We start from the raw sequence: 18,824 nt of genomic DNA, 5'->3' as shown, positions 1-18,824 counted from the left end.
AGTTTAATCAGACTTTGCACAAAGCCAGTGACCATACGTAAAGAAAGACGGAATAGAGATTTGATCATTAAACAGCATTGAATTGCTATATAGGAATAAGTTTGATTTGGTCCATGTTGGCCTTGTAATTGTGGATACCATTTGGGTCTTGGGATCAAACCAGATTGGAATATTTCCTCCCTTAATTAAAGCTTGATTACACTATGATCAATTGATTGTACGGTAGATTTTAGGGATAAGCTTCTTCATTTGGAAATTATATTGCTGAAGAAACCTTCAAGAATAGCTTTGTGCAACAAAGCCATATGGAGTTGCACTTCAAATGCTAATTTAAGACTTGCGAAATCAATGGTTAATTAATTGGTTACTAAGGGCTAGCCAATCTATATATAAACATTATTTAACAATTACTTATAAAAATATATGATGCGTATCATACGCATCATATACAAATCGATTTATTTTGATATAATTGAACTTCCCAAGCTCGTTGTAGGTTTCATTTAAATTCATGAGTCTGACTGAAGTTAAGGTTCGCCAAGCTCTCGCCAAAGATAAAACGAGTTTTTTATCTGATGAAGATGGACTCAGCTTGAAAATTGATCCAAGCGGGAAAAAAACTTGGTGTTATCGTTACACAGATCCTGATACAAGAAAAAGACGTCGCATTCAACTAGGCCTGTATCCAGATATGTCTTTAAAAAAAGCTCGACAGGCACGAGATAGTTTTAAAGAAAATAATTTTAAATTTGAAATAGTTAATAATTCTAAAATAATTACATTCAAAAATGTATGTGATGAATGGCTACAGTTTAAAAAAGATAATTCATTTGATGATTCACCAAGATGTGGAGTAGTAAATTTAGCAGAAAAATTCTTACACAAAGATATTTATACAGAAATTAAAGATATCCCTTTTGAGAGTATTAAACGTTATGACTTGGTATTGATAATAAAAAAAATTGAATCGAGAAAAGTTAAAGAACCGGTTAAAAAAGCATGTAGTTATCTAAATCAAATATATGACTATGCTGTTGCAATGGGTTATTGTGAATTTAATATAGCTCATGGCTTAAATAAAATTACTATTAATAATAAGATTAAAAAGAACTATCCCTATTTAAAGTCTGATAATTTACATTTTTTTATTAGTAAGTTAAAAGTTTTAAATGTTCATCCAATTATAAAAAAGGCACTTTTTTTTAAATTGCATACAGGAGTTCGAGGTTCAGAACTATTACTAGCTAAACATCAAGATATTGATTTAGTTAATAAAATATGGAAAATACCAGCTTTACATATCAAACAGTTTAGACGAAAAGTTTTATTAGGTTACGATATTCCAGATTTTTTAGTACCACTTTCAGACCAAGCTTTAGAAATCATTAAAGATGCTATGCAATGGTCTTTGGGTGAGAAGTATATTTTTTCAAGCCCAAGAAAACATAATCAACCTATTCACTTCAATAGTTTGAATATGGCAATTAGAAAGATGGGTTATAATAAAAATCAATTAACCTCTCACGGTCTTCGTTCTACCTTTAGTACTATATTAAATGATTCAGGATTATTTCAAGAAAATTGGATTGAAGCTCAACTTTCACATGTTGATAAAAATAGAACACGAGCTAGTTATAATCATGCTGAGTATTTAACTCAAAGAATCGAAATGATGCAATGGTGGAGTGATTATCTTACGAACCTTAAATGAAGCATTTCTTTATTACAGAAAATTTCACTATAAAACAGTATAGTATTTTAGTATACCTAAATTTAAATTTCCTTTTAATAAGTAAATATTTACTAGCTTAGGCTAATTGATAAGCACTTTCAGGAAAAAATGAAAGAAAGAGTTTTTTAATTTTGATTAAATCTCTTAGCGATGGGTCTTCTTCTATCTGATGAAACGTCCATATAAGTACTGCCTGGTGATTGTCATAGCAAGAATTGACACCGAGTAGATTGGCTAATCCATAACCGCTATTAATATTCATACCTCTAATCAATTTGTTACCCAAATCACGTGCTTCTTGACTAATTAGTAACTCAGTTTTCATCATGGTATTGATCTCTACAAAAAAACTAACTTAGGTTCAATCCTTAAGTTGAAAAAGTTATAATTTAACTGAATATTGGTTAAAAATACTTTCTGAAAGTCATAATAACCTGCTGTAGGTTATTTTAGCAAAGTAATATAGTTCCGACAACTAAAAATAACTCACAGCAAGTTATTTTTTAAGTTAATTTAGATATGATTACTTGTAAATTATCCAGTCTCATGGGCGATCGAAAAATTTTGAAGTTGAGTGATGTTGTTCATGCAACAGGAATTAATCGTAATACGCTCACAAGTTTATATTATGATCGTGCTGTGCGTATTGAATTACCAGTTGCTGATAAGCTCTGTAAATACTTTAACTGCACTATGCATGATCTATTTGAGTATTCTGACAAATCTGAACTAAGTGATTGATAGAGCTGTTCAACTTTGTTCTAATGATTGTCTGTTTAATATCTAGCTACTGATAGTGGTATTAGTTGATAATTTGACTTTTGATGGTAATGAGTGAACCATAAAAAGTAGACAGAAAGAATTATTGTTATCGAGAATCTCTTTAAATCATTATATTATCAAATATTAATGTTGTTGATCTAATCAATAAACTTTAGAAAATAACTGGGAGATTAAAAAATCATAGAATGCCGATATGTTAAGTTTGTTTTAATAAAATATTATTTTGTCTGGAGTGTAGAATTTTTTAGCTGTAGTCGATTCATAAAGTAAACTCAGACCAATATTTTCTAAATCTGTTCAATCAAAAGATCGAGTGCTTGCGTAACAATATCGCTCATTTCAAAAGAACAATTAATACGAATATGGTTCTGCTTCTTATTTTTGCTATAAAAAAGGAGACTTGGTGCTATACCCACATCATTTTGAATCATTTTTTCATAAATATGAATGCTATCCATACCTTCAGGTAATGTTACCCAAAGAAAATAACCTGAGGGATAATAATTCACTATGCAATTATCTGGCAGGTGCTTGTTTAAATATTGATAATATTGATTTTTACGATGTTTTAATGTTGTGCGAAGCTCTTTTAAATGTTTCTCGTAATGACGGTGAGAGAGATAATCTACTAATGCATTTTGAATGAAGGAGTTGACTGAAATGGTACTCATCAATTGCAAATGCTGGACATGCTCGGAAAACTTTCCTGCATAGACCCAACCTATACGAAAACCTGCACCTAAAGTTTTGGAAAAGGAAGAGCAATGTAATACTAGATTCTGCTGGTCATAATATTTCATCGATAATGGCTTTTTCTGGTCATAATAAAGCTCTTCATAAACATCATCTTCAATAAGATAGATTTCATGCTGGTGCAGCAGTTTCGCCAGCTCAAATTTGATTTCATCACTAACAGTAAAGCCAATCGGGTTATGGCTATTTAGCATTAGCAGACAGACTTTAATGGGATAGCTACTTATGGCTTTTTTAAAGGCTTCCAAATCCAACCCATGTTCTGGATGTTCTGGAATTGTGATTACTTTTAGACCTAAATTTTCTGCTGCTTGCCATGCGCCATAGAAAATAGTTTCTTGTAGAAGGATATAATCACCTGATTGAGTCATAGCTCTTAAAGAGAGATTTAATGCATCTAGTCCACCAGAGGTAATCACAATATCAGAAGGATCGGTAGAAATACCTTGCATACAATAGCGTTGAGCAATTAGTTTCCTCAACTGGTAGTTTCCTGGCGGTAGGCTTGGCATTTGCTCATAACCGACGCGGTACTTTGCCTGTTGTGTCAAGGTTTGCATTAGCTTTGGGGAATAAAGCAATTGGCTATCTGGAAAAGCACTTCCTAAGGGAACAATTTTTTCAGATTGAATAGATTTTAAGTAACGAAATACTAATGAGTTAATTTCAATTTTTTCATTAACAATAACCTTTTTTGCAAGTGCAGCTTGTGCAGGATTTTCAGCAACAAAATAACCTAATTTTTCTTTTGAATAGATCAGTCCTTGTGCTTCCAGCTCCTGATAGGCGTTCATGACTGTCATTAAACTAAATCCAGAAATTTCGACTTGTTGTCTTAAAGATGGAAGTTTCTCATCTGCTTTCCAGGTTCCAGTTTCAATCAGATGTTTGAGGCTTAAAGCAAGTTGTTCTGATTTAAACATAAAGTGTAATTCTCATATAAGAAAGGGATAGCCATGAATACATGGCTACCCGTTGGTTTTATCAAATATACTTTTAATAAGCCAAGCTGAGGAGTAATCTAAAGAATCCTGCGATTAACACTAAAGACAGAAAACCAAAACACCATAATAATATGAACCATACTGTAGGATTCAAACGATTTTGCATTTTTTTCATGAGGATCACCTTACTTAATGGTAGCCTTCATCACCAATACGCACTTTGTCGCGAAATACCCAGTAAGACATAAAGGTATAAATCAGAATAATAGGAATCAAAATCACAGCACCGACCAATGTAAACTTCATACTTGATTCAGGTGCCGCTGCTTGCCAAATGGAAACTGAAGGCGGAATAATGTTGGGCCATAAACTAATTACAAATCCTGTAAAGGCTAGAAATACTAAGCCTAGCGTCAAAGCAAAGGGTTTCTTATCCTTGTGCTGTCTACAAGCCTTTAAAATAAGTCCAGAACAGATCAATACTAAAACAGGCACTGGGCTGAAATAGAATAAATTAGGTAAGCTAAACCAACGTTGTGTAATTTCAGGATGGCTGATAGGTGTATAGATACTGATTGCACAAAAGACAAGTAATAAAATAATAATTAGCTTAGGCATAAGCGAATACATTTTTTTTTGTAAATCTGCTTCGGTTTTCATGATAAGCCATGCGCAGCCTAAAGCGCTATACATGATAACGACACCCAAACCTACAAACAAAGAGAATGGAGTAAGCCAATCCAATGCGCTGCCACTATAAATGCCATTCTGTGTTTCAATTCCTTGAATATAAGCTCCCAGAATGATTCCTTGGAAGAAGCTAGAGAAGAATGAACCCCAAATAAATGCTTGATCCCATAGCGGCTTACTCCGATAAGCTTTAAATCGAAATTCAAAAGCTACACCCCGGAAAATTAACGCTACTACCATAAAAATGATCGGCAAATACAGGGCAGATAAGACAGTAGAATAGACCAGTGGAAAGGCAGCATATAAACCGGCGCCGCCCAAAACCATCCAAGTTTCATTACCATCCCAGACTGGGGCAACGGTATTCATCATAACATCACGTTCTTGATGTCCTTGAATAAATGGAAACAGTATACCAATGCCTAAATCAAAGCCATCCATAACCACATAAATCAACACACCTAAGCCAATGATACCAACCCAAACTAATGCAAGATCAATCATGATGTTGCTCCTTATCTGTAGAGGAAGGTTTTTTGGAGTCATCAATAGATTCTTCGACAGCGCTTAAGGGACGCATAGGCGTTTTAAAATGTCCCACACCTGCAAGCTTCGGATCGCCACTGTCTATATGCACAGGACCTGATCTAATAAGTTTCAGCATATAATAGATGCCTGTACCGAATACCACGGTATAAACCAATACAAAAATGATTAGACTAAGACCGACTTGATTGGCAGTAACGGTATGCGATAAGCCATGTTGAGTACGAATTACTCCATAAACTACCCAAGGCTGTCTGCCGACCTCAGTGGTGACCCAGCCTGCAAGCAAAGCAATATAACCTGTAGGGCCCATAAGTGTTGCAAAGCGATGGAACCAACGGGTTTCATATAATTTGTTTTGTTTACGCAGCCATAAGCTAGTTAAAGACATTAACACCATCAGCATACCTAGTCCTACCATAATACGAAAACTCCAGAACACTACGGGTACAGGAGGACGATCTTCAGGAGCAAATTCTTTTAAGCCCTTAACTTCACCTTCCATAGAGTGAGTTAAAATTAAGCTACCCAAATTCGGAATGCCCACCTCTAAGTTATTGCGTTCATTTTCCATATCTGGCAGAGCAAATAGCAGCAATGGCATACCATGATCATGATTAGTTTCCCAGTGACCTTCAATTGCAGCTAATTTCGTTGGTTGATGCTCAAGAGTATTTAAACCATGTTGATCTCCAATCAGCACTTGCAGGCATGAAGTTACGAGCACCATCCACAGTCCCATGGAGAAGGATTTCTTGACTAATTCATCGCGACGACCTTTAAACAGGTGCCATGCAGCTGTACCTACAACTAATAAGGAAGAAACAAGAAACGCTGCAGTTGCCATATGGGCAAAACGATAGGGGAAGGATGGATTGAATACAATAGCCCACCAGTCAGATGGTACAATTATACCATTTTCAATAACAAAGCCTTGTGGTGTCTGCATCCAACTGTTTGAAGATAAAATCCAAAACATCGAAATACACGTACCAAGCGCGACCATTAATGTCGCAAAAAAATGTGCCTTAGGACCTACACGCCCCCAACCAAAGAGCATGATGCCGAGAAAACCAGCTTCAAGGAAAAAGGCACTCAGTACTTCATAAGTTAGCAATGGACCAGTGACGGAACCAGCAATTCGAGAAAATTCACTCCAGTTGGTACCAAACTGATACGCCATAACAATACCTGATACGACTCCCATGGCAAAGGCGACTGCAAAAATCTTAATCCAGTACTTGAATAGATCTTTATAAACTGGATTTTGGGTACGTAACCATTTCCATTCTAGCAGTGTTAAAAAGCATGCCAGACCAATCGAAGTAGCTGGAAAAATGATATGAAATGAAACTGTAAAAGCAAATTGAATTCTTGCGAGTTCAAGTGCGGTTAAACCGAGGCTCATAAAACCTCCTGTTTGAAACATATTTTTCTGATATTTTTTAAATCAACACTATTTATTTTAGTGCTATACAAAACTATAGATCGTTTCATCAAAACTACCTACTTAGAACAATTATCAAAATTTTGCAGCACAAATAGTTCAATATGTAGATACAAGAATACGCGATAAAAATATAACAGATATATAGATTAAAGGACTCTGTTATATTCAGACTTCTTGATTCTGTAACTACTATTGTTTTTCTGAAATAGTCAAAATAGCAAATAAGAATCAATCTAGATGGTATGGAAATGTTTGTTACAGAAAATCTAAATAAAATTCCTGAGCTTGTAGAGCAAGGTATATTTACTGAAAAATTAAAAAAGAAACTAGCACAAAAATTTGTAAATTTGGAGGCAACGCTACTGCGCGCGAAAGTGCTACGTGAACTTTCAAAAGTTAAAGTGGATTATATCATTCAATCAGCAATTCAGCCTGAGCAGGCAAGTTTGGCTTACCTTTTTGCACCTTTTGTTATTGGAAATTTAAACATAAACATCATCTATCATAGCCAAGCGACAAAAACTGTGTTGAATGTATTAAATCGTTATTATCAGGTAGAGAAGAAGCCGTACTTGAAAGTGGATGACGTGTTACAGGCTCTCAATATCTATCTTGATTTACATGATAACGATTTGGATGAGGTGGAGTTCTTCTATTATGCCATGTTCAATGCCTTATGCCGAGCAGATGTAACACAGATTTATTTGATTACTAACTTAAAACTTAATGCTCAAAAAATAGAAACTATAGAACTGTTTTTTAAGATCAAAATTCATCTTATTTCAACTGAACCATCGGACAAAATTATAAACTCTACAGAATTAAACATGCGTCAGTTATTATTTAAACGCAAAGATCAACAATATATCGAATTATGTGAAAAGTTCTCCAAACTTAATTCACAGTTACTCTCATTGAGTGGTCGTTACACGCCATTGCAAGCCAAGCAACTGGTAGAAGATATGTTTTATGCGGAGCATATTTATGAAAAATTATCTGTCTATGCTGAGTATGTACAAACCTCTTTACAGAATACCGGTTCTAGCAATTCGATAACTTTTTTAGCTTAATTTATTTAATATTTATTGCGTAAATAGATAGGTAAACCTGATGTTTTTATATACAGATTTTGATCAAAATTTATTAAATGAACGCGTCGCACAATTTCGTGATCAAACCGAACGTTATTTAAATGGGAAACTTAGTGAAGAAGAATATCGACCATTACGTTTACAAAATGGCTTATATATTCAGCGTTACGCACCAATGTTACGTTTAGCTGTGCCTTACGGCTTAATGAATTCAAATCAATTGCGTAAGGTAGCGGAGGTCGCACAGAAGTATGATCGAGGTTATGCACATATTTCAACCCGTCAAAATATTCAACTAAACTGGCCAAAGCTGGATGATGTACCTGATATTTTGCAGGAGCTGGCAACTGTACAAATGCATTCTATTCAAACAAGTGGCAACTGCATTCGTAATACTACAACCGATCAATATGCAGGTGTTGTTGAAGGGGAGTTGACCGATCCACGTCCTACTTGTGAATTGATTCGTCAATGGAGCACCTTTCATCCTGAGTTTTCGTTTCTGCCGCGTAAATTTAAAATTGCAGTCTGTGCCCATCCTGAACAAGACCGGGCAGCTACAACCTTTCATGATGTCGGAGTATATATTGTTAAAAATGAAATAGGAAAAATAGGCTATCAAATTAAAGTCGGTGGTGGACTTGGTCGCACACCTTTAGCGGGGCATATCATCAAAAAATTCTTAGCCCGTGAAGACTTAATTGCATACTTAGATGCCATCATGCGCGTATACAACTTACATGGACGTCGTGATAATAAGTATAAAGCTCGCATCAAAATATTAGTGAAAGCATTAACCCCTGAAGGCTTTGCTAAAAAAGTAGATGCTGAATTTGCACACACTCAGACGCAGCTAAAAATTCATCAAAGTGTTTTAGAACAAATGGATGCTGTATTTCAGCCATTTACGTATGAAAACTTAGAAAATCATGATTTTGAAGCTTTATTTCGACATTATCCAAAGTTCAAACATTGGTTTAATATCAATACTCATCCGCATAAAGTGACCGGTTATCGCATCGTCACGATTAGCTTAAAAAGATCTGGCGTAGCACCAGGTGATATGACTTCCGATGAAATGCGTTTAATTGCAGATTTAGCAGATCAATATACTTTTGGCGAACTCCGTACGACGCATGAGCAGAATATTGCATTAACCGACGTACGCCAAAAGGATTTGTTTGAACTGTGGAAGGTACTGGATCAAGTAAACCTAGCACGTGCACATATTGGCTTTTTGACAGATATGATTTGCTGCCCTGGTGGTGATTTTTGTTCATTGGCAAATGCTAAATCAATTCCGGTATACGAAGCGATTGCTCGTCATTTCGATGATCTAGACACTCTATATAATTTAGGTAAAGTTGATCTAAATATTTCAGGATGTATGAATGCATGTGGGCATCATCATGTAGGTAATATTGGTATTTTAGGAGTTGATAAAAAAGGCGCAGAGTATTATCAAATTACTTTAGGAGGCAACTCTAACCACGATGCAACTATTGGTGATATTTTAGGGCCTTCATTCCCAGCGGAAGATATTCCTGATGTACTAGAAGAAATTCTCAATACCTATCTAGATCTGCGTTTAGAGCATGAATCCTTTTTGGAAACCTACCAACGTGTCTCAATTCAGCCTTTTAAAGAAAGAGCTTATGCTGGTATAAATTGAGATGTTGGAACTTAAAACTCAGATTAGCAAACTAAAAAGCTCAAGCCACCAAATCATCAACATTTTGGCGGTTTGGGGCTGTGCCTATGTATTGCAAAAGCTACTGAACTTACCTGTCACATCAGGTGTACTAGGTTTTTTTCTATTATTATTTTTGCTGAAGACCAATTGGTTGAAATTTGCCAATGTGGAACAGGGTGCTAATTTTTTACTAAGCGAACTGTTACTGTTTTTTATTCCGCCCGTGGTAGGAGTGATTCAGTATCAGAACCTATTGATCGCCAGTGGCTGTAAAATTTTACTAGTAATCTTGATCAGTACACTATTAGTAATGATGACATCTGTATATACAGTGAAATTATTCCTAAATCACGATAGTTTAAAACAGGAAAAAGAGTATGACTGAGTTTTGGGGACTTTTTTACCTAGTTTGGACTATATTCTGTTATTTTTTGGCAAAGCGACTTTTTGTTCGAACACAAAAAATCTATTTATCTCCTATTATTGTTGTTCCTGTCTTAAGTATCGTGCTTATTTCTATATTACGGCATGCTTTCGAAGACTATTACCTTTACACTCAGTATTTGGTGGCGATGCTTGGGCCTATCACTGTGGCTTTTGCTGTTCCTGTATTTCACTATCGTAGACTGATTCAGCAACATTTTAAACTCTTACTGCTTAGTTCAAGCCTCGCTATGTTGGTAGGTATTTTCAGCAGCTGGTTTTTGGCAAGTTTGATGAATTTCGATGAAATTGTGAAAAATAGTCTATTAGCACGTTCGATTTCAATTCCCTTTGCTTTAGTATTAACTGAAAAAGTGGGTGGTTCAATTAGTCTAATCCCGTTATTTACTGTAATAACTGGTTTAGTCGGCATGCTGTTTGGAGATGCCTTACTATTGTTGATGCGATTCAAAAACAAGATTGCTTGTGGTACAGCATTGGGGAACGCTGCACATGCAATGGGTATCGTACGAGCAAGGCAACGTGATGAGTTAGAAGGTGTGATTGCAAGCCTTTCCATGATTATTTCAGGAATCATTATGACCTTATTCGCCCCATTATTGATTAATTTGACAAAATGTATACTGAACTTCCTGTAATTTTTTAAATGAAAAAAAACTCAAACTTCGAATCCTGTATGATAAGCATAAATTATAATTAATATTTAATTCCCATTTTTTTTAATTTAGAAATGAGTGTGGTCGGATTGATATCAAGTAGTTTTGCTGCACCATCCTGTCCAAAAATTTTACCTTCACATTGTTGAACTGCTAGCGTTAGATTCTGTACTTCTAACTCTTTTATTTGTTGTAGAGTCAATACTTGAGTTACAGGTTGAAGCTGTTTTTCGTTTACAGTCACCACTTGAGTTGGGGGTTGTTCTTCCAATAAATACTGGAAAGATACTATCCCTTGTTTAGCAGTAATCATGGCACGTTCAATCACGTTTTGTAGCTCACGGATATTTCCAGGCCAGTCATATTGTTGTAATTCTAAAATATGCTTTTGTGAAAAAGGCAGATATTTAACTTTGCGATTTTCACTAATCAGTTTGGTAAAGTGACTCACCAATAACGGAATATCTTCTTTACGATCTCGCAATGCAGGTGAATAAATTGGAAATACATTAAGACGAAAATACAAGTCTTCACGGAAATGTTTGAGTTTAACTTCTTCTTTTAAATTGCGATTGGTTGCGGCAATAATCCGAACATCAACATGACGGGTTTTTTCTTCCCCCACACGCTCAAAAGTGCCTTCTTGTAACACCCGCAGTAATTTACTTTGCAACTCTAATGGAATTTCACCAATTTCATCGAGAAACAAAGTGCCTTGATCGGCGAGTTCAAAACGACCAGCGCGATCACGGACTGCACCTGTAAATGCACCTTTAACGTGACCAAAAAATTCACTCTCAAATAGTTCGGAGGGAATAGCAGCACAATTGACCCTTATGAGAGGATATTGTTTGCGATGACTTGATTGATGAATGGCTCGCGCGATTAGCTCTTTACCCGTACCTGATTCACCATAAATCATGACGTTGGCATCTGTAGGCGCAACCACTTTGATTTTTTCAATAATTTGTAAAATGGACGCGCTATTACCTACAATTTCATGGTATTGATTTTCTTGTAAAATCTCTTCCTGTAAGTATTCATTTTGCTGTTCAAGTCGGCTTTTAAGCTCCTGTAACTCGCCGAGTGCATGAGTAAGTTGCTTTTCAGTATTGAGGCGGTCTGTGATATCCCGAAATACCACTACTGCTCCAATAATTTCACTTTCTCGAATAATCGGCGTACTAGTAAATTCTACTGGAAAATAGCTACCATCACGCCGCCAAAAAATTTCCTGTATGCCTTCATGAACTACACCATCATGTACAGCGGCATAAATTGGGCATTTCTCAACAGGGTAATGTGTACCATTTTCATGAGTATGATGGTGGATTTTATGAATATTTTTTCCTAATACATCTTCGGGTTTTAAGCCCAGCATTTTTGCACCAACAGGGTTAATAAAGGTACATAAGCCTTGTTGATTAATACTGTAAATACCATCGCCTACAGAGCTGAGTAGTAGATGTTTTCCAGTATCCGAATCGATAAAAAGCTCTTGTAACGCTTGCCATTCTTTGAGTCCGGCACGAATAACTTTATCTGCATTTTTGTTTAGTTGGCGTAATTCTAGATCTTTTACATCAACCAATGACCAGATCAACAAAGTTTTATTTTTATAAGGTATGGTAACAGAACTAATATCTAACTGGATTTTTTCACCATGTTTGTCAAAGGCATACATTTCATTGTTCCATGCAGTACCATTTTCTAAAGATTCTTCTGTAAAAGCCATGAGTTGCGGCAATTGGCTGAAATGCCCAAAAATTGAAGTCACGGTTTTTTGAATCAAGTCATGACGTTCATAACGTAGTAACTGCGTCGCACTGATATTGACATCAACAAACTGATTTTGGTGTGGATCGAGAATCAGTATGGCTTGGGAAGTATGCTCAAATGCTAATGGTCGTATCGAATTCTCAGAAGTCACCCAGTCTGAAATAAAATCGTTATTGTTCATGCTATGAAATTTCATATTTTTAACTATGAAATTTCATATTACTACGAAAAATCATAATCACCTAGTGTTTTATTTTTAAGCAATAAAAAACTTTTTATAAAATTAATTTTTATATTTCAATATCTTAAAAATAAATTTCAAATAAAAACTAAACTTGGCACAGCTCTCGCAATAACTCTATCAAACCAAACACTGGTTGATTGCAAATAGCATTATACGAGGAGCTGCTATGCCAAAAGTTGATATTGAACAATACAAAGATGGTGATTTTCTTGTCGATTATGAAGAAAAGGTCTTTGAGGATGTAAAAGCGCAGCCGGGCGAAAAAGCTTTAGTGACTTTTCATACCATGGCTTTTGAAGGGTCAATTGGTTTGGTCAATGTGCTGCAAGCTAAACGCTTATTACGCAAAGGTTTTGAAACCAAAATTTTGCTTTATGGACCAGGTGTGCAATTGGGGGTGCAACGTGGTTTCCCAACTCTAGGTGCGGAAGCTTTTCCGGGACATTTGGCTGTGAATAATCAGTTAAAAGCTTTTATGGAAGAAGGTGGTGAAGTGTATGCCTGCCGTTTCGCATTGCAAGCTTTATATGGTCAGACTGAAAAAGCATTGATTGCTGGTATTCGCCCAATCAATCCTTTGGATGTGATGGATTTGAAATTGTTAATGCGCCGTGACAATGCATTGATCATTGACACTTGGACTGTTTAAAGCTTGAGAAGAAAGGGGAATAAGTCATGAGTCGAATCGTTAAAGCTGCCGCAGTGCAATGTAGTCCGGTGTTATATAGCCAAAAAGCCACGGTGCAAAAAGTCTGTGACATTATTTTGGAGTTGGGCAAACAAGGTGTGCAGTTTGCAGTTTTTCCTGAAACAGTAGTGCCTTATTACCCTTATTTTTCTTTTGTGCAACCGCCATTTGCGATGGGCAAAGAACATCTTAAATTGCTCAATGAATCGGTCGTCGTGCCATCAGAGGCGACTTTTGCCATTGGTCAGGCTTGTCGAGACGCCAATATGGTGGCGTCAATTGGGATTAACGAACGTGCAGGCGGCACAATTTATAACGCACAGTTGTTGTTCGATGTGGATGGTTCGATTATTCAGCACCGTCGCAAAATCACGCCGACTTATCATGAACGCATGGTATGGGGACAAGGCGATGGTAGTGGTTTACGTGCTATTGATTCAGCTGTTGGACGCATTGGTTCATTGGCGTGTTGGGAGCATTACAACCCATTGGCGCGTTTTGCCTTGATGGCAGATGGTGAGCAAATTCATGCTGCCATGTTCCCCGGTTCATTGGTCGGTCAGGTGTTTGCCGATCAGATTAGTGCCACTATTCAACATCATGCCTTAGAGTCGGGTTGTTTTGTGGTCAATGCCACCGCGTGGTTACACCCTGAGCAACAGCAGCAAATTATGCAAGATACAGGTTGTGAGTTAGCTCCAATCTCTGGTGGTTGCTTTACTGCCATTGTTTCACCTGAAGGTAAATTTTTAGCACCGCCAATTACACAAGGCGAAGGCTATTGCATTGCCGATCTTGATTTTAGCTTGATTGATAAACGTAAACGCATGATGGATTCAGTTGGGCATTACAGCCGGCCAGAGTTGTTAAGTGTGCTAATTGACCGTCGTGCAACACAGGTGTTGCACGAACTGAAAGTTGAAACCTCAGATCAGGCACATCTAGAAAAACTTTCCAGATTTAACGAAGAACAGGTTTAAACCGTAGCAAGCCAATAGCGAAGATAGGGGGCGAGTATGTCTGCAATACAACTGTTGACCGATTTGCAATGTAACGGTCTGAAATGGAAAGGTGAGTTTGGTCTATCTCGCAAGGGCGGTGCAGGGCCAAGCGATCATAAGGCTTTGAGTCTCGATGGGCAGACCATGATGATTCCTATACTAAATTTGGCTGCGCAAGAGTCGCCTTATAGTGCCCAAGTAGAACCTGATTCGGATAAGGTCATTATTTTTAAGAACCGTATTCCTGTGGCGACTTTAACTGCGCCATCTCGCCCACGGTTTTACGATTTACAGACGGCTGAGGGTATTTCATACGAGCAAATTGCCACCTTGCACAGCCATGATGTATTAGCCACCACGGTTTTACAGCATTGCATCCGTATGAACGATAAAAGCACCGCATGTCAGTTTTGCTCGATTGATCAATCGCTCAAAGGCGGGCGAACACTGATTCGAAAACGCCCTGAGCAGTTGGCAGAAGTAGCTAAAGCTGCGGTAGAACTTGATGGTGTGAAACAAATGGTGATTACCACAGGTACACCCAATACCCCTGATCGTGGCGCAGAAATTCTATATGACAGTGTGAAAGCCATTCGTACTGAAGTGGATTTGCCGATACAGGTGCAATGTGAACCACCTGATGATTTTGCATGGTTTCAAAAACTTAAAGATGTGGGTGCAGTATCTATTGGTATGCACCTTGAAGCGGTGAGTGAGCGGGTACGTCATCAAATTATGCCGGGCAAAGCCGAAGTATCTTTAGACACCTATTTTTCAGCTTTTAAAGCAGCAGTTGCAGTGTTTGGGCGTGGTCAGGTCAGCACCTACATTTTGGCAGGCTTGGGCGACACCGAACAAGAAATCATCGAGATGACTGGCAAACTGACTGAAATGGGTGTGTATCCCTTTGTGGTGCCTTTCGTGCCAATTGCGGGAACAGCGCTGGAGCATCATGCCAAACCTGATCAAGCCTTTATGCAATCGCTTTATCCAAAAATTGGACAGCAACTACGCCAACAGGGCTTGAACTCGGAAGATACCCAAGCCGGTTGTGCCAAGTGTGGGGCATGTTCCTCACTGAAAGCCTACGAGTAGGAGGTCATGATGGAACTTTCACGTTATCCATGGTTGCTTGAACTGAATGAAGAACTGAAACAGTTTGTGAGCGATGACATCATCATCAAAGTGGTCTCGGAAGATTGGGAACGTCGTCAATATTACCGACTCCGTGAAGCCACCTTTCGTGATGAACAAAAGATTTTAAAAGAAGATCGTGATGAATACGACTTCAATGCTTTAGGCATTGCCGCCATTGGAAATATGTTTGGAGAACATGATCGTGTGGTGGGCGCGGTACGTATTTTCCCCGATGGCAAAAATACATGGTGGGGTGGGCGCTTATGTGTCGAACCTTTGTATCGCCACCATCATGCTATTGGTAAAGCTTTGATTAATGCCGCCGTGACCACCGCGAAAAATTTAGGCTGTCAGACTTTTTTAGCCACCGTACAGCAGCAGAATGAACGCTATTTCCAAAAACTGTGCTGGGACAGTATGCGTGAGTTACAGGTGGCTAATATTCCACATGTCTTAATGCAGGCACAAATTAAACACTATCCGCTACAACACGTGTCTATGCAGGCCTATATGCAGAAAGAGGTGGGATGATGTCACTTAATCAACTGCTTGAATTTTTACGGCATACCCCCGCAATGCTCTCTAAACAAGCAATTGCCGAAAGCGTGTCTATGCCCAATGTCGAGGGTGTAAACACCTTGCAAGCGCTGTATGCCTATCCCGGAGATGACACAGCAGCCGTTGCCTTACAAGATCAATATTTGTTGCATGCCTGTGAGGGAATGTTGCCGAGTTTTGTTGCCAATTATCCTTATTTTGCAGGCTGGTCGGCAGTTATGGCGAATGTCAGTGATATTGCTGCAATGGGCGGACAGGCATTGTCGGTAGTGAACAGCATTTGGCATCGTGACACGGAACAAGCGCAATTGTTAATGCATGGTATGCAAGATGCCTGTACTGCTTATGGTGTGGCGTTAGTGGGTGGGCATAGCAATATCGGTATGCAGTATCAACCGACATTGTCGGTGGCAATTCAGGGTACGGCACAAAAATTATTGTCGATTTTGCATGTAAAATCGCAACAGAAAATTTTGATTGCTCTCAATTTACATGGGCAATTTCACCCTAACACAGTGTATTGGAAATGCTTTGAACGTGTCTCAGGACGTATTTTGCAGGCGCAATTGGCCGTGCTACCACAACTGGCGGAACAAGATTTAGCCCATGCCGCACGTGATATTAGCAATGCAGGCATCTTGGGCAGTTTATTGATGCTGCTCGAAGCTACTGGAAGCGGTGCAAACATTAACCTTGATCGTATCCCCAAACCGCGTTGGGTGGATTGGCAAACATGGCTACAAATTTTCCCAAGTTACGGATTTTTACTCACTGCCGATGAAGACAAATGCCAAGACATCATTGAACTGTTTGAAAGTCAGGATATTTGCTGTGCTGTCATTGGCGAAAGTAATGCCACTAGCAAAGTTCAAATCCATCATCAGCAAGAGAGCGACTGCTTTTGGGATTTTCAGCAACAACGATTTACGGGCTTTGACTATGCCGACATTTTAAAAAAGTTGATGTCCAACTCGAGTTCGATTGAGCCGATGAATCAGGAGGCTACCTATGCCTAGTGTGAATTTTACCGTGAAGTGGCCCAATGGTGAGCAGGTTCAATATTACTCACCATCTACTGTGATTTATGACTATCTGTCAATTGGAAAAAGCTATTCCACAGCACAGTTTTTAAAACAGGCAGAAAATGGTTTGTATGCCGCGTCGGAAAGGGTGCGCGCACGTTATGGCTTTGCTTGTAGTTCGGCCATAGATAGTTTGGCGACCATTAAACGCCAAGCCAAGTTACTCGCGCTAAAAGACGAAGACCCAATTCAAATTACTGAAATGAGCAACGAATAAGGGAAGCAGCATGTTAAATTTAAATACTCAAATATTAAAACCGAAATATGATGTCGTGATTGTTGGTGGTGGTCAGGCAGGTTTATGTGTCAGTTACTATTTGAAAAAAGCAAGCATTGATCATGTGGTTCTAGAAAAAGAATCCGAATTAACCCACGCGTGGCGCCATAAACGTTGGGATAATTTTACGCTTGTCACACCGAATTGGCAGTGTTTATTGCCTGATCATCCATATCATGGCAATGAACCACACGGCTTCATGAAAAAGAATGAAATTGTGGAATATCTTGATGGCTTTATTAAAAAACTCAATCCACCAGCATTGTTAAATATAGAGGTGCAGCATGTTACCAAAATTGCAGCACAAGAATTTGAAATTGAAACTAATTTAGGAAAAACTACGGCTAAGCAATTGGTAGTAGCAGCTGGTGGTTATCACACGCCGATTTATCCAAAACTCCGTGAGACTTTGCCTGAAAATGTGTTGGTGATGCATTCGGAGCAATATTTTAATGTTGATCAACTTCCCGAAGGCAATGTAGTGGTTGTTGGTTCAGGTCAGTCCGGTGCACAAATTGCTGAGGACATTCATTTGGCTGGTAAAAAGGTTTATCTTTCAACAGGAGATGCACCGCGATGTGCACGTTTCTATCGTGGTAAAGATGTAGTGACATGGTTATTTGAAATGGGTTACTACGGAACTACGGTAAAAGATCATCGTTATAGTGAAGAAGTCCGTAAGAGCACTAACCACTATGTAACAGGGCGTGATGGCGGGCGTGACATTGACCTACGCAAATTTGCTTTAGAAGGGATGCAATTGCTTGGACGTTTTGAGAACTTTCAAAATGGACAGCTGGTTTTCCGCCCTGATTTAAACCAAAATCTGGATATGGCGGATGCAACTTATAATCGAATTAACGCATCTGTTGATGATTATATTACAAAGAACAATATAGAGACCGATGAGCCTGCATCGAAGTATCAACCAGTATGGACACCTGCGCAAGAAATTACTCATGTAGACTTAATTCAAGAAAATATCACCTCAATAATATGGTGCATTGGATTTAGGCCAGATTATTCATGGATTGATTTAGACATTTTTAAAGATGATGGTTATCCACAGCATGATCGTGGCATCACTATTGATTCAGATGTTACTTTTATTGGTCTACCTTGGTTACATACATGGGGTTCAGGACGCTTTATGGATGTTGCCAAAGATGCTGAATTTATCTCGGCTCATGTAACTCAACAATTAAATGTTAAATCTCTGCACATATCTTCAACGCTACCATCGTTGGCCTAAATATTAGGCAGCTGAAAAATCTTA

The 18,824-nt window shown here is 38.1% G+C and carries 18 protein-coding genes and 1 pseudogene; 13 read left to right on the top strand and 6 right to left on the bottom strand.

Features of this window, described 5'->3' with window-relative positions:
- Positions 1 to 249 (bottom strand): annotated as a pseudogene (locus tag ADA42_RS18165) (transposase); the annotation flags it as partial.
- A gap of 262 nt (positions 250 to 511) precedes the next feature.
- On the opposite strand from ADA42_RS18165, the gene ADA42_RS15715 reads away from it, so the two are divergent.
- Positions 512 to 1,711, top strand: a complete 1,200-nt coding sequence (locus ADA42_RS15715; protein ID WP_048766149.1) for a tyrosine-type recombinase/integrase — start codon at positions 512 to 514, stop codon at positions 1,709 to 1,711.
- Positions 1,712 to 1,808: 97 nt separating this feature from the next.
- Here ADA42_RS15715 and ADA42_RS15710 read toward each other — a convergent pair whose 3' ends face one another.
- Positions 1,809 to 2,060 (bottom strand): hypothetical protein, encoded by a 252-nt coding sequence (locus ADA42_RS15710; RefSeq protein ID WP_004942731.1) that lies wholly within the window; start codon positions 2,058 to 2,060, stop codon positions 1,809 to 1,811.
- A 191-nt stretch (positions 2,061 to 2,251) separates the two neighbouring features.
- Here ADA42_RS15710 and ADA42_RS15705 point away from each other — a divergent pair, with 191 nt between their 5' ends.
- Positions 2,252 to 2,473 (top strand): helix-turn-helix domain-containing protein, encoded by a 222-nt coding sequence (locus ADA42_RS15705; RefSeq protein WP_029952260.1) that lies wholly within the window; start codon positions 2,252 to 2,254, stop codon positions 2,471 to 2,473.
- 329 nt (positions 2,474 to 2,802) lie between these two features.
- On the opposite strand, the gene ADA42_RS15700 is transcribed toward ADA42_RS15705, so the two are convergent.
- The 3 genes from ADA42_RS15700 to ADA42_RS15690 form a co-directional block, all read right to left on the bottom strand.
- Positions 2,803 to 4,191, bottom strand: coding sequence for a PLP-dependent aminotransferase family protein (locus ADA42_RS15700; RefSeq protein WP_048766147.1), 1,389 nt, complete (start codon positions 4,189 to 4,191; stop codon positions 2,803 to 2,805).
- 210 nt (positions 4,192 to 4,401) lie between these two features.
- Entirely contained in the window at positions 4,402 to 5,406 is a 1,005-nt protein-coding gene (cydB, locus tag ADA42_RS15695; protein ID WP_048766146.1) for a cytochrome d ubiquinol oxidase subunit II, read from the bottom strand.
- Entirely contained in the window at positions 5,399 to 6,856 is a 1,458-nt protein-coding gene (locus tag ADA42_RS15690) for a cytochrome ubiquinol oxidase subunit I (RefSeq protein WP_048766144.1), read from the bottom strand. Before ADA42_RS15690 ends, cydB begins: the two co-directional genes overlap by 8 nt.
- Positions 6,857 to 7,146: 290 nt before the next feature.
- Here ADA42_RS15690 and ADA42_RS15685 point away from each other — a divergent pair, with 290 nt between their 5' ends.
- From ADA42_RS15685 to ADA42_RS15670, 4 genes are read left to right on the top strand one after another with little or no spacing between them, the layout of a single operon-like run.
- Positions 7,147 to 7,968, top strand: a complete 822-nt coding sequence (locus tag ADA42_RS15685; RefSeq protein ID WP_048766142.1) for a hypothetical protein — start codon at positions 7,147 to 7,149, stop codon at positions 7,966 to 7,968.
- Positions 7,969 to 8,008: 40 nt separating this feature from the next.
- Positions 8,009 to 9,661, top strand: coding sequence for a nitrite/sulfite reductase (locus ADA42_RS15680; protein WP_004942744.1), 1,653 nt, complete (start codon positions 8,009 to 8,011; stop codon positions 9,659 to 9,661).
- 1 nt (position 9,662) lies between these two features.
- Positions 9,663 to 10,067, top strand: a complete 405-nt coding sequence (locus tag ADA42_RS15675; protein WP_004942746.1) for a CidA/LrgA family protein — start codon at positions 9,663 to 9,665, stop codon at positions 10,065 to 10,067.
- Positions 10,060 to 10,764, top strand: a complete 705-nt coding sequence (locus ADA42_RS15670; RefSeq protein WP_004942747.1) for an LrgB family protein — start codon at positions 10,060 to 10,062, stop codon at positions 10,762 to 10,764. Before ADA42_RS15675 ends, ADA42_RS15670 begins: the two co-directional genes overlap by 8 nt.
- A gap of 58 nt (positions 10,765 to 10,822) precedes the next feature.
- On the opposite strand, the gene ADA42_RS15665 is transcribed toward ADA42_RS15670, so the two are convergent.
- Positions 10,823 to 12,757 carry a sigma 54-interacting transcriptional regulator gene (locus ADA42_RS15665; protein ID WP_004942752.1) on the bottom strand — a complete coding sequence of 645 codons (1,935 nt, stop codon included), beginning with the start codon at positions 12,755 to 12,757 and terminating at the stop codon, positions 10,823 to 10,825.
- A 214-nt stretch (positions 12,758 to 12,971) separates the two neighbouring features.
- On the opposite strand from ADA42_RS15665, the gene ADA42_RS15660 reads away from it, so the two are divergent.
- The 7 genes from ADA42_RS15660 to ADA42_RS15630 are packed head-to-tail and all read left to right on the top strand — an operon-like array spanning position 12,972 to position 18,800.
- A complete protein-coding gene (locus ADA42_RS15660) occupies positions 12,972 to 13,454 on the top strand; it encodes an MSMEG_0572/Sll0783 family nitrogen starvation response protein (RefSeq protein ID WP_004942753.1) in 483 nt (160 codons plus the stop codon).
- A 26-nt stretch (positions 13,455 to 13,480) separates the two neighbouring features.
- Positions 13,481 to 14,473 carry a Nit6803 family nitrilase gene (locus ADA42_RS15655; protein WP_004942755.1) on the top strand — a complete coding sequence of 331 codons (993 nt, stop codon included), beginning with the start codon at positions 13,481 to 13,483 and terminating at the stop codon, positions 14,471 to 14,473.
- 36 nt (positions 14,474 to 14,509) lie between these two features.
- Positions 14,510 to 15,589: an MSMEG_0568 family radical SAM protein gene (locus ADA42_RS15650; RefSeq protein WP_004942758.1), complete on the top strand. Its 1,080-nt coding sequence runs from the start codon at positions 14,510 to 14,512 to the stop codon at positions 15,587 to 15,589.
- 9 nt (positions 15,590 to 15,598) lie between these two features.
- Positions 15,599 to 16,162 carry an MSMEG_0567/Sll0786 family nitrogen starvation N-acetyltransferase gene (locus tag ADA42_RS15645; RefSeq protein WP_004942760.1) on the top strand — a complete coding sequence of 188 codons (564 nt, stop codon included), beginning with the start codon at positions 15,599 to 15,601 and terminating at the stop codon, positions 16,160 to 16,162.
- Positions 16,159 to 17,205: a sll0787 family AIR synthase-like protein gene (locus ADA42_RS15640; RefSeq protein ID WP_048766139.1), complete on the top strand. Its 1,047-nt coding sequence runs from the start codon at positions 16,159 to 16,161 to the stop codon at positions 17,203 to 17,205. The genes ADA42_RS15645 and ADA42_RS15640 overlap by 4 nt, the downstream gene beginning before the upstream one ends.
- The gene (locus ADA42_RS15635; RefSeq protein ID WP_004942763.1) at positions 17,198 to 17,488 is read left to right on the top strand and encodes an MSMEG_0570 family nitrogen starvation response protein; all 291 of its coding nucleotides are present in this window, start codon (positions 17,198 to 17,200) and stop codon (positions 17,486 to 17,488) included. The genes ADA42_RS15640 and ADA42_RS15635 overlap by 8 nt, the downstream gene beginning before the upstream one ends.
- A 10-nt stretch (positions 17,489 to 17,498) precedes the next feature.
- A complete protein-coding gene (locus ADA42_RS15630) occupies positions 17,499 to 18,800 on the top strand; it encodes an MSMEG_0569 family flavin-dependent oxidoreductase (RefSeq protein ID WP_048766136.1) in 1,302 nt (433 codons plus the stop codon).
- The last annotated feature ends 24 nt before the right edge of the window (positions 18,801 to 18,824 follow it).

Origin of the sequence: Acinetobacter sp. 243_ASPC (assembly GCF_001054715.1) — a bacterium.
GTDB lineage: Bacteria > Pseudomonadota > Gammaproteobacteria > Pseudomonadales > Moraxellaceae > Acinetobacter > Acinetobacter soli.
This window is presented reverse-complemented; position numbering and strand designations above follow the sequence as displayed.

What these genes read in the sequence shown, in the direction of transcription:
- ADA42_RS15705 (WP_029952260.1), top strand. Translation starts at nt 2,252, where the DNA reads ATGATTACTTGTAAATTATCCAGTCTCATGGGCGATCGAAAAATTTTG.
- ADA42_RS15670 (WP_004942747.1), top strand. Translation starts at nt 10,060, where the DNA reads ATGACTGAGTTTTGGGGACTTTTTTACCTAGTTTGGACTATATTCTGT.
- ADA42_RS15665 (WP_004942752.1), bottom strand. Translation starts at nt 12,757, where the DNA reads ATGAAATTTCATAGCATGAACAATAACGATTTTATTTCAGACTGGGTG.
- ADA42_RS15630 (WP_048766136.1), top strand. Translation starts at nt 17,499, where the DNA reads ATGTTAAATTTAAATACTCAAATATTAAAACCGAAATATGATGTCGTG.
- ADA42_RS15715 (WP_048766149.1), top strand. Translation starts at nt 512, where the DNA reads ATGAGTCTGACTGAAGTTAAGGTTCGCCAAGCTCTCGCCAAAGATAAA.
- ADA42_RS15685 (WP_048766142.1), top strand. Translation starts at nt 7,147, where the DNA reads ATGTTTGTTACAGAAAATCTAAATAAAATTCCTGAGCTTGTAGAGCAA.
- ADA42_RS15635 (WP_004942763.1), top strand. Translation starts at nt 17,198, where the DNA reads ATGCCTAGTGTGAATTTTACCGTGAAGTGGCCCAATGGTGAGCAGGTT.
- ADA42_RS15675 (WP_004942746.1), top strand. Translation starts at nt 9,663, where the DNA reads ATGTTGGAACTTAAAACTCAGATTAGCAAACTAAAAAGCTCAAGCCAC.
- ADA42_RS15640 (WP_048766139.1), top strand. Translation starts at nt 16,159, where the DNA reads ATGATGTCACTTAATCAACTGCTTGAATTTTTACGGCATACCCCCGCA.
- ADA42_RS15645 (WP_004942760.1), top strand. Translation starts at nt 15,599, where the DNA reads ATGGAACTTTCACGTTATCCATGGTTGCTTGAACTGAATGAAGAACTG.
- ADA42_RS15650 (WP_004942758.1), top strand. Translation starts at nt 14,510, where the DNA reads ATGTCTGCAATACAACTGTTGACCGATTTGCAATGTAACGGTCTGAAA.
- ADA42_RS15710 (WP_004942731.1), bottom strand. Translation starts at nt 2,060, where the DNA reads ATGATGAAAACTGAGTTACTAATTAGTCAAGAAGCACGTGATTTGGGT.
- ADA42_RS15700 (WP_048766147.1), bottom strand. Translation starts at nt 4,191, where the DNA reads ATGTTTAAATCAGAACAACTTGCTTTAAGCCTCAAACATCTGATTGAA.
- ADA42_RS15660 (WP_004942753.1), top strand. Translation starts at nt 12,972, where the DNA reads ATGCCAAAAGTTGATATTGAACAATACAAAGATGGTGATTTTCTTGTC.
- cydB (WP_048766146.1), bottom strand. Translation starts at nt 5,406, where the DNA reads ATGATTGATCTTGCATTAGTTTGGGTTGGTATCATTGGCTTAGGTGTG.
- ADA42_RS15680 (WP_004942744.1), top strand. Translation starts at nt 8,009, where the DNA reads ATGTTTTTATATACAGATTTTGATCAAAATTTATTAAATGAACGCGTC.
- ADA42_RS15655 (WP_004942755.1), top strand. Translation starts at nt 13,481, where the DNA reads ATGAGTCGAATCGTTAAAGCTGCCGCAGTGCAATGTAGTCCGGTGTTA.
- ADA42_RS15690 (WP_048766144.1), bottom strand. Translation starts at nt 6,856, where the DNA reads ATGAGCCTCGGTTTAACCGCACTTGAACTCGCAAGAATTCAATTTGCT.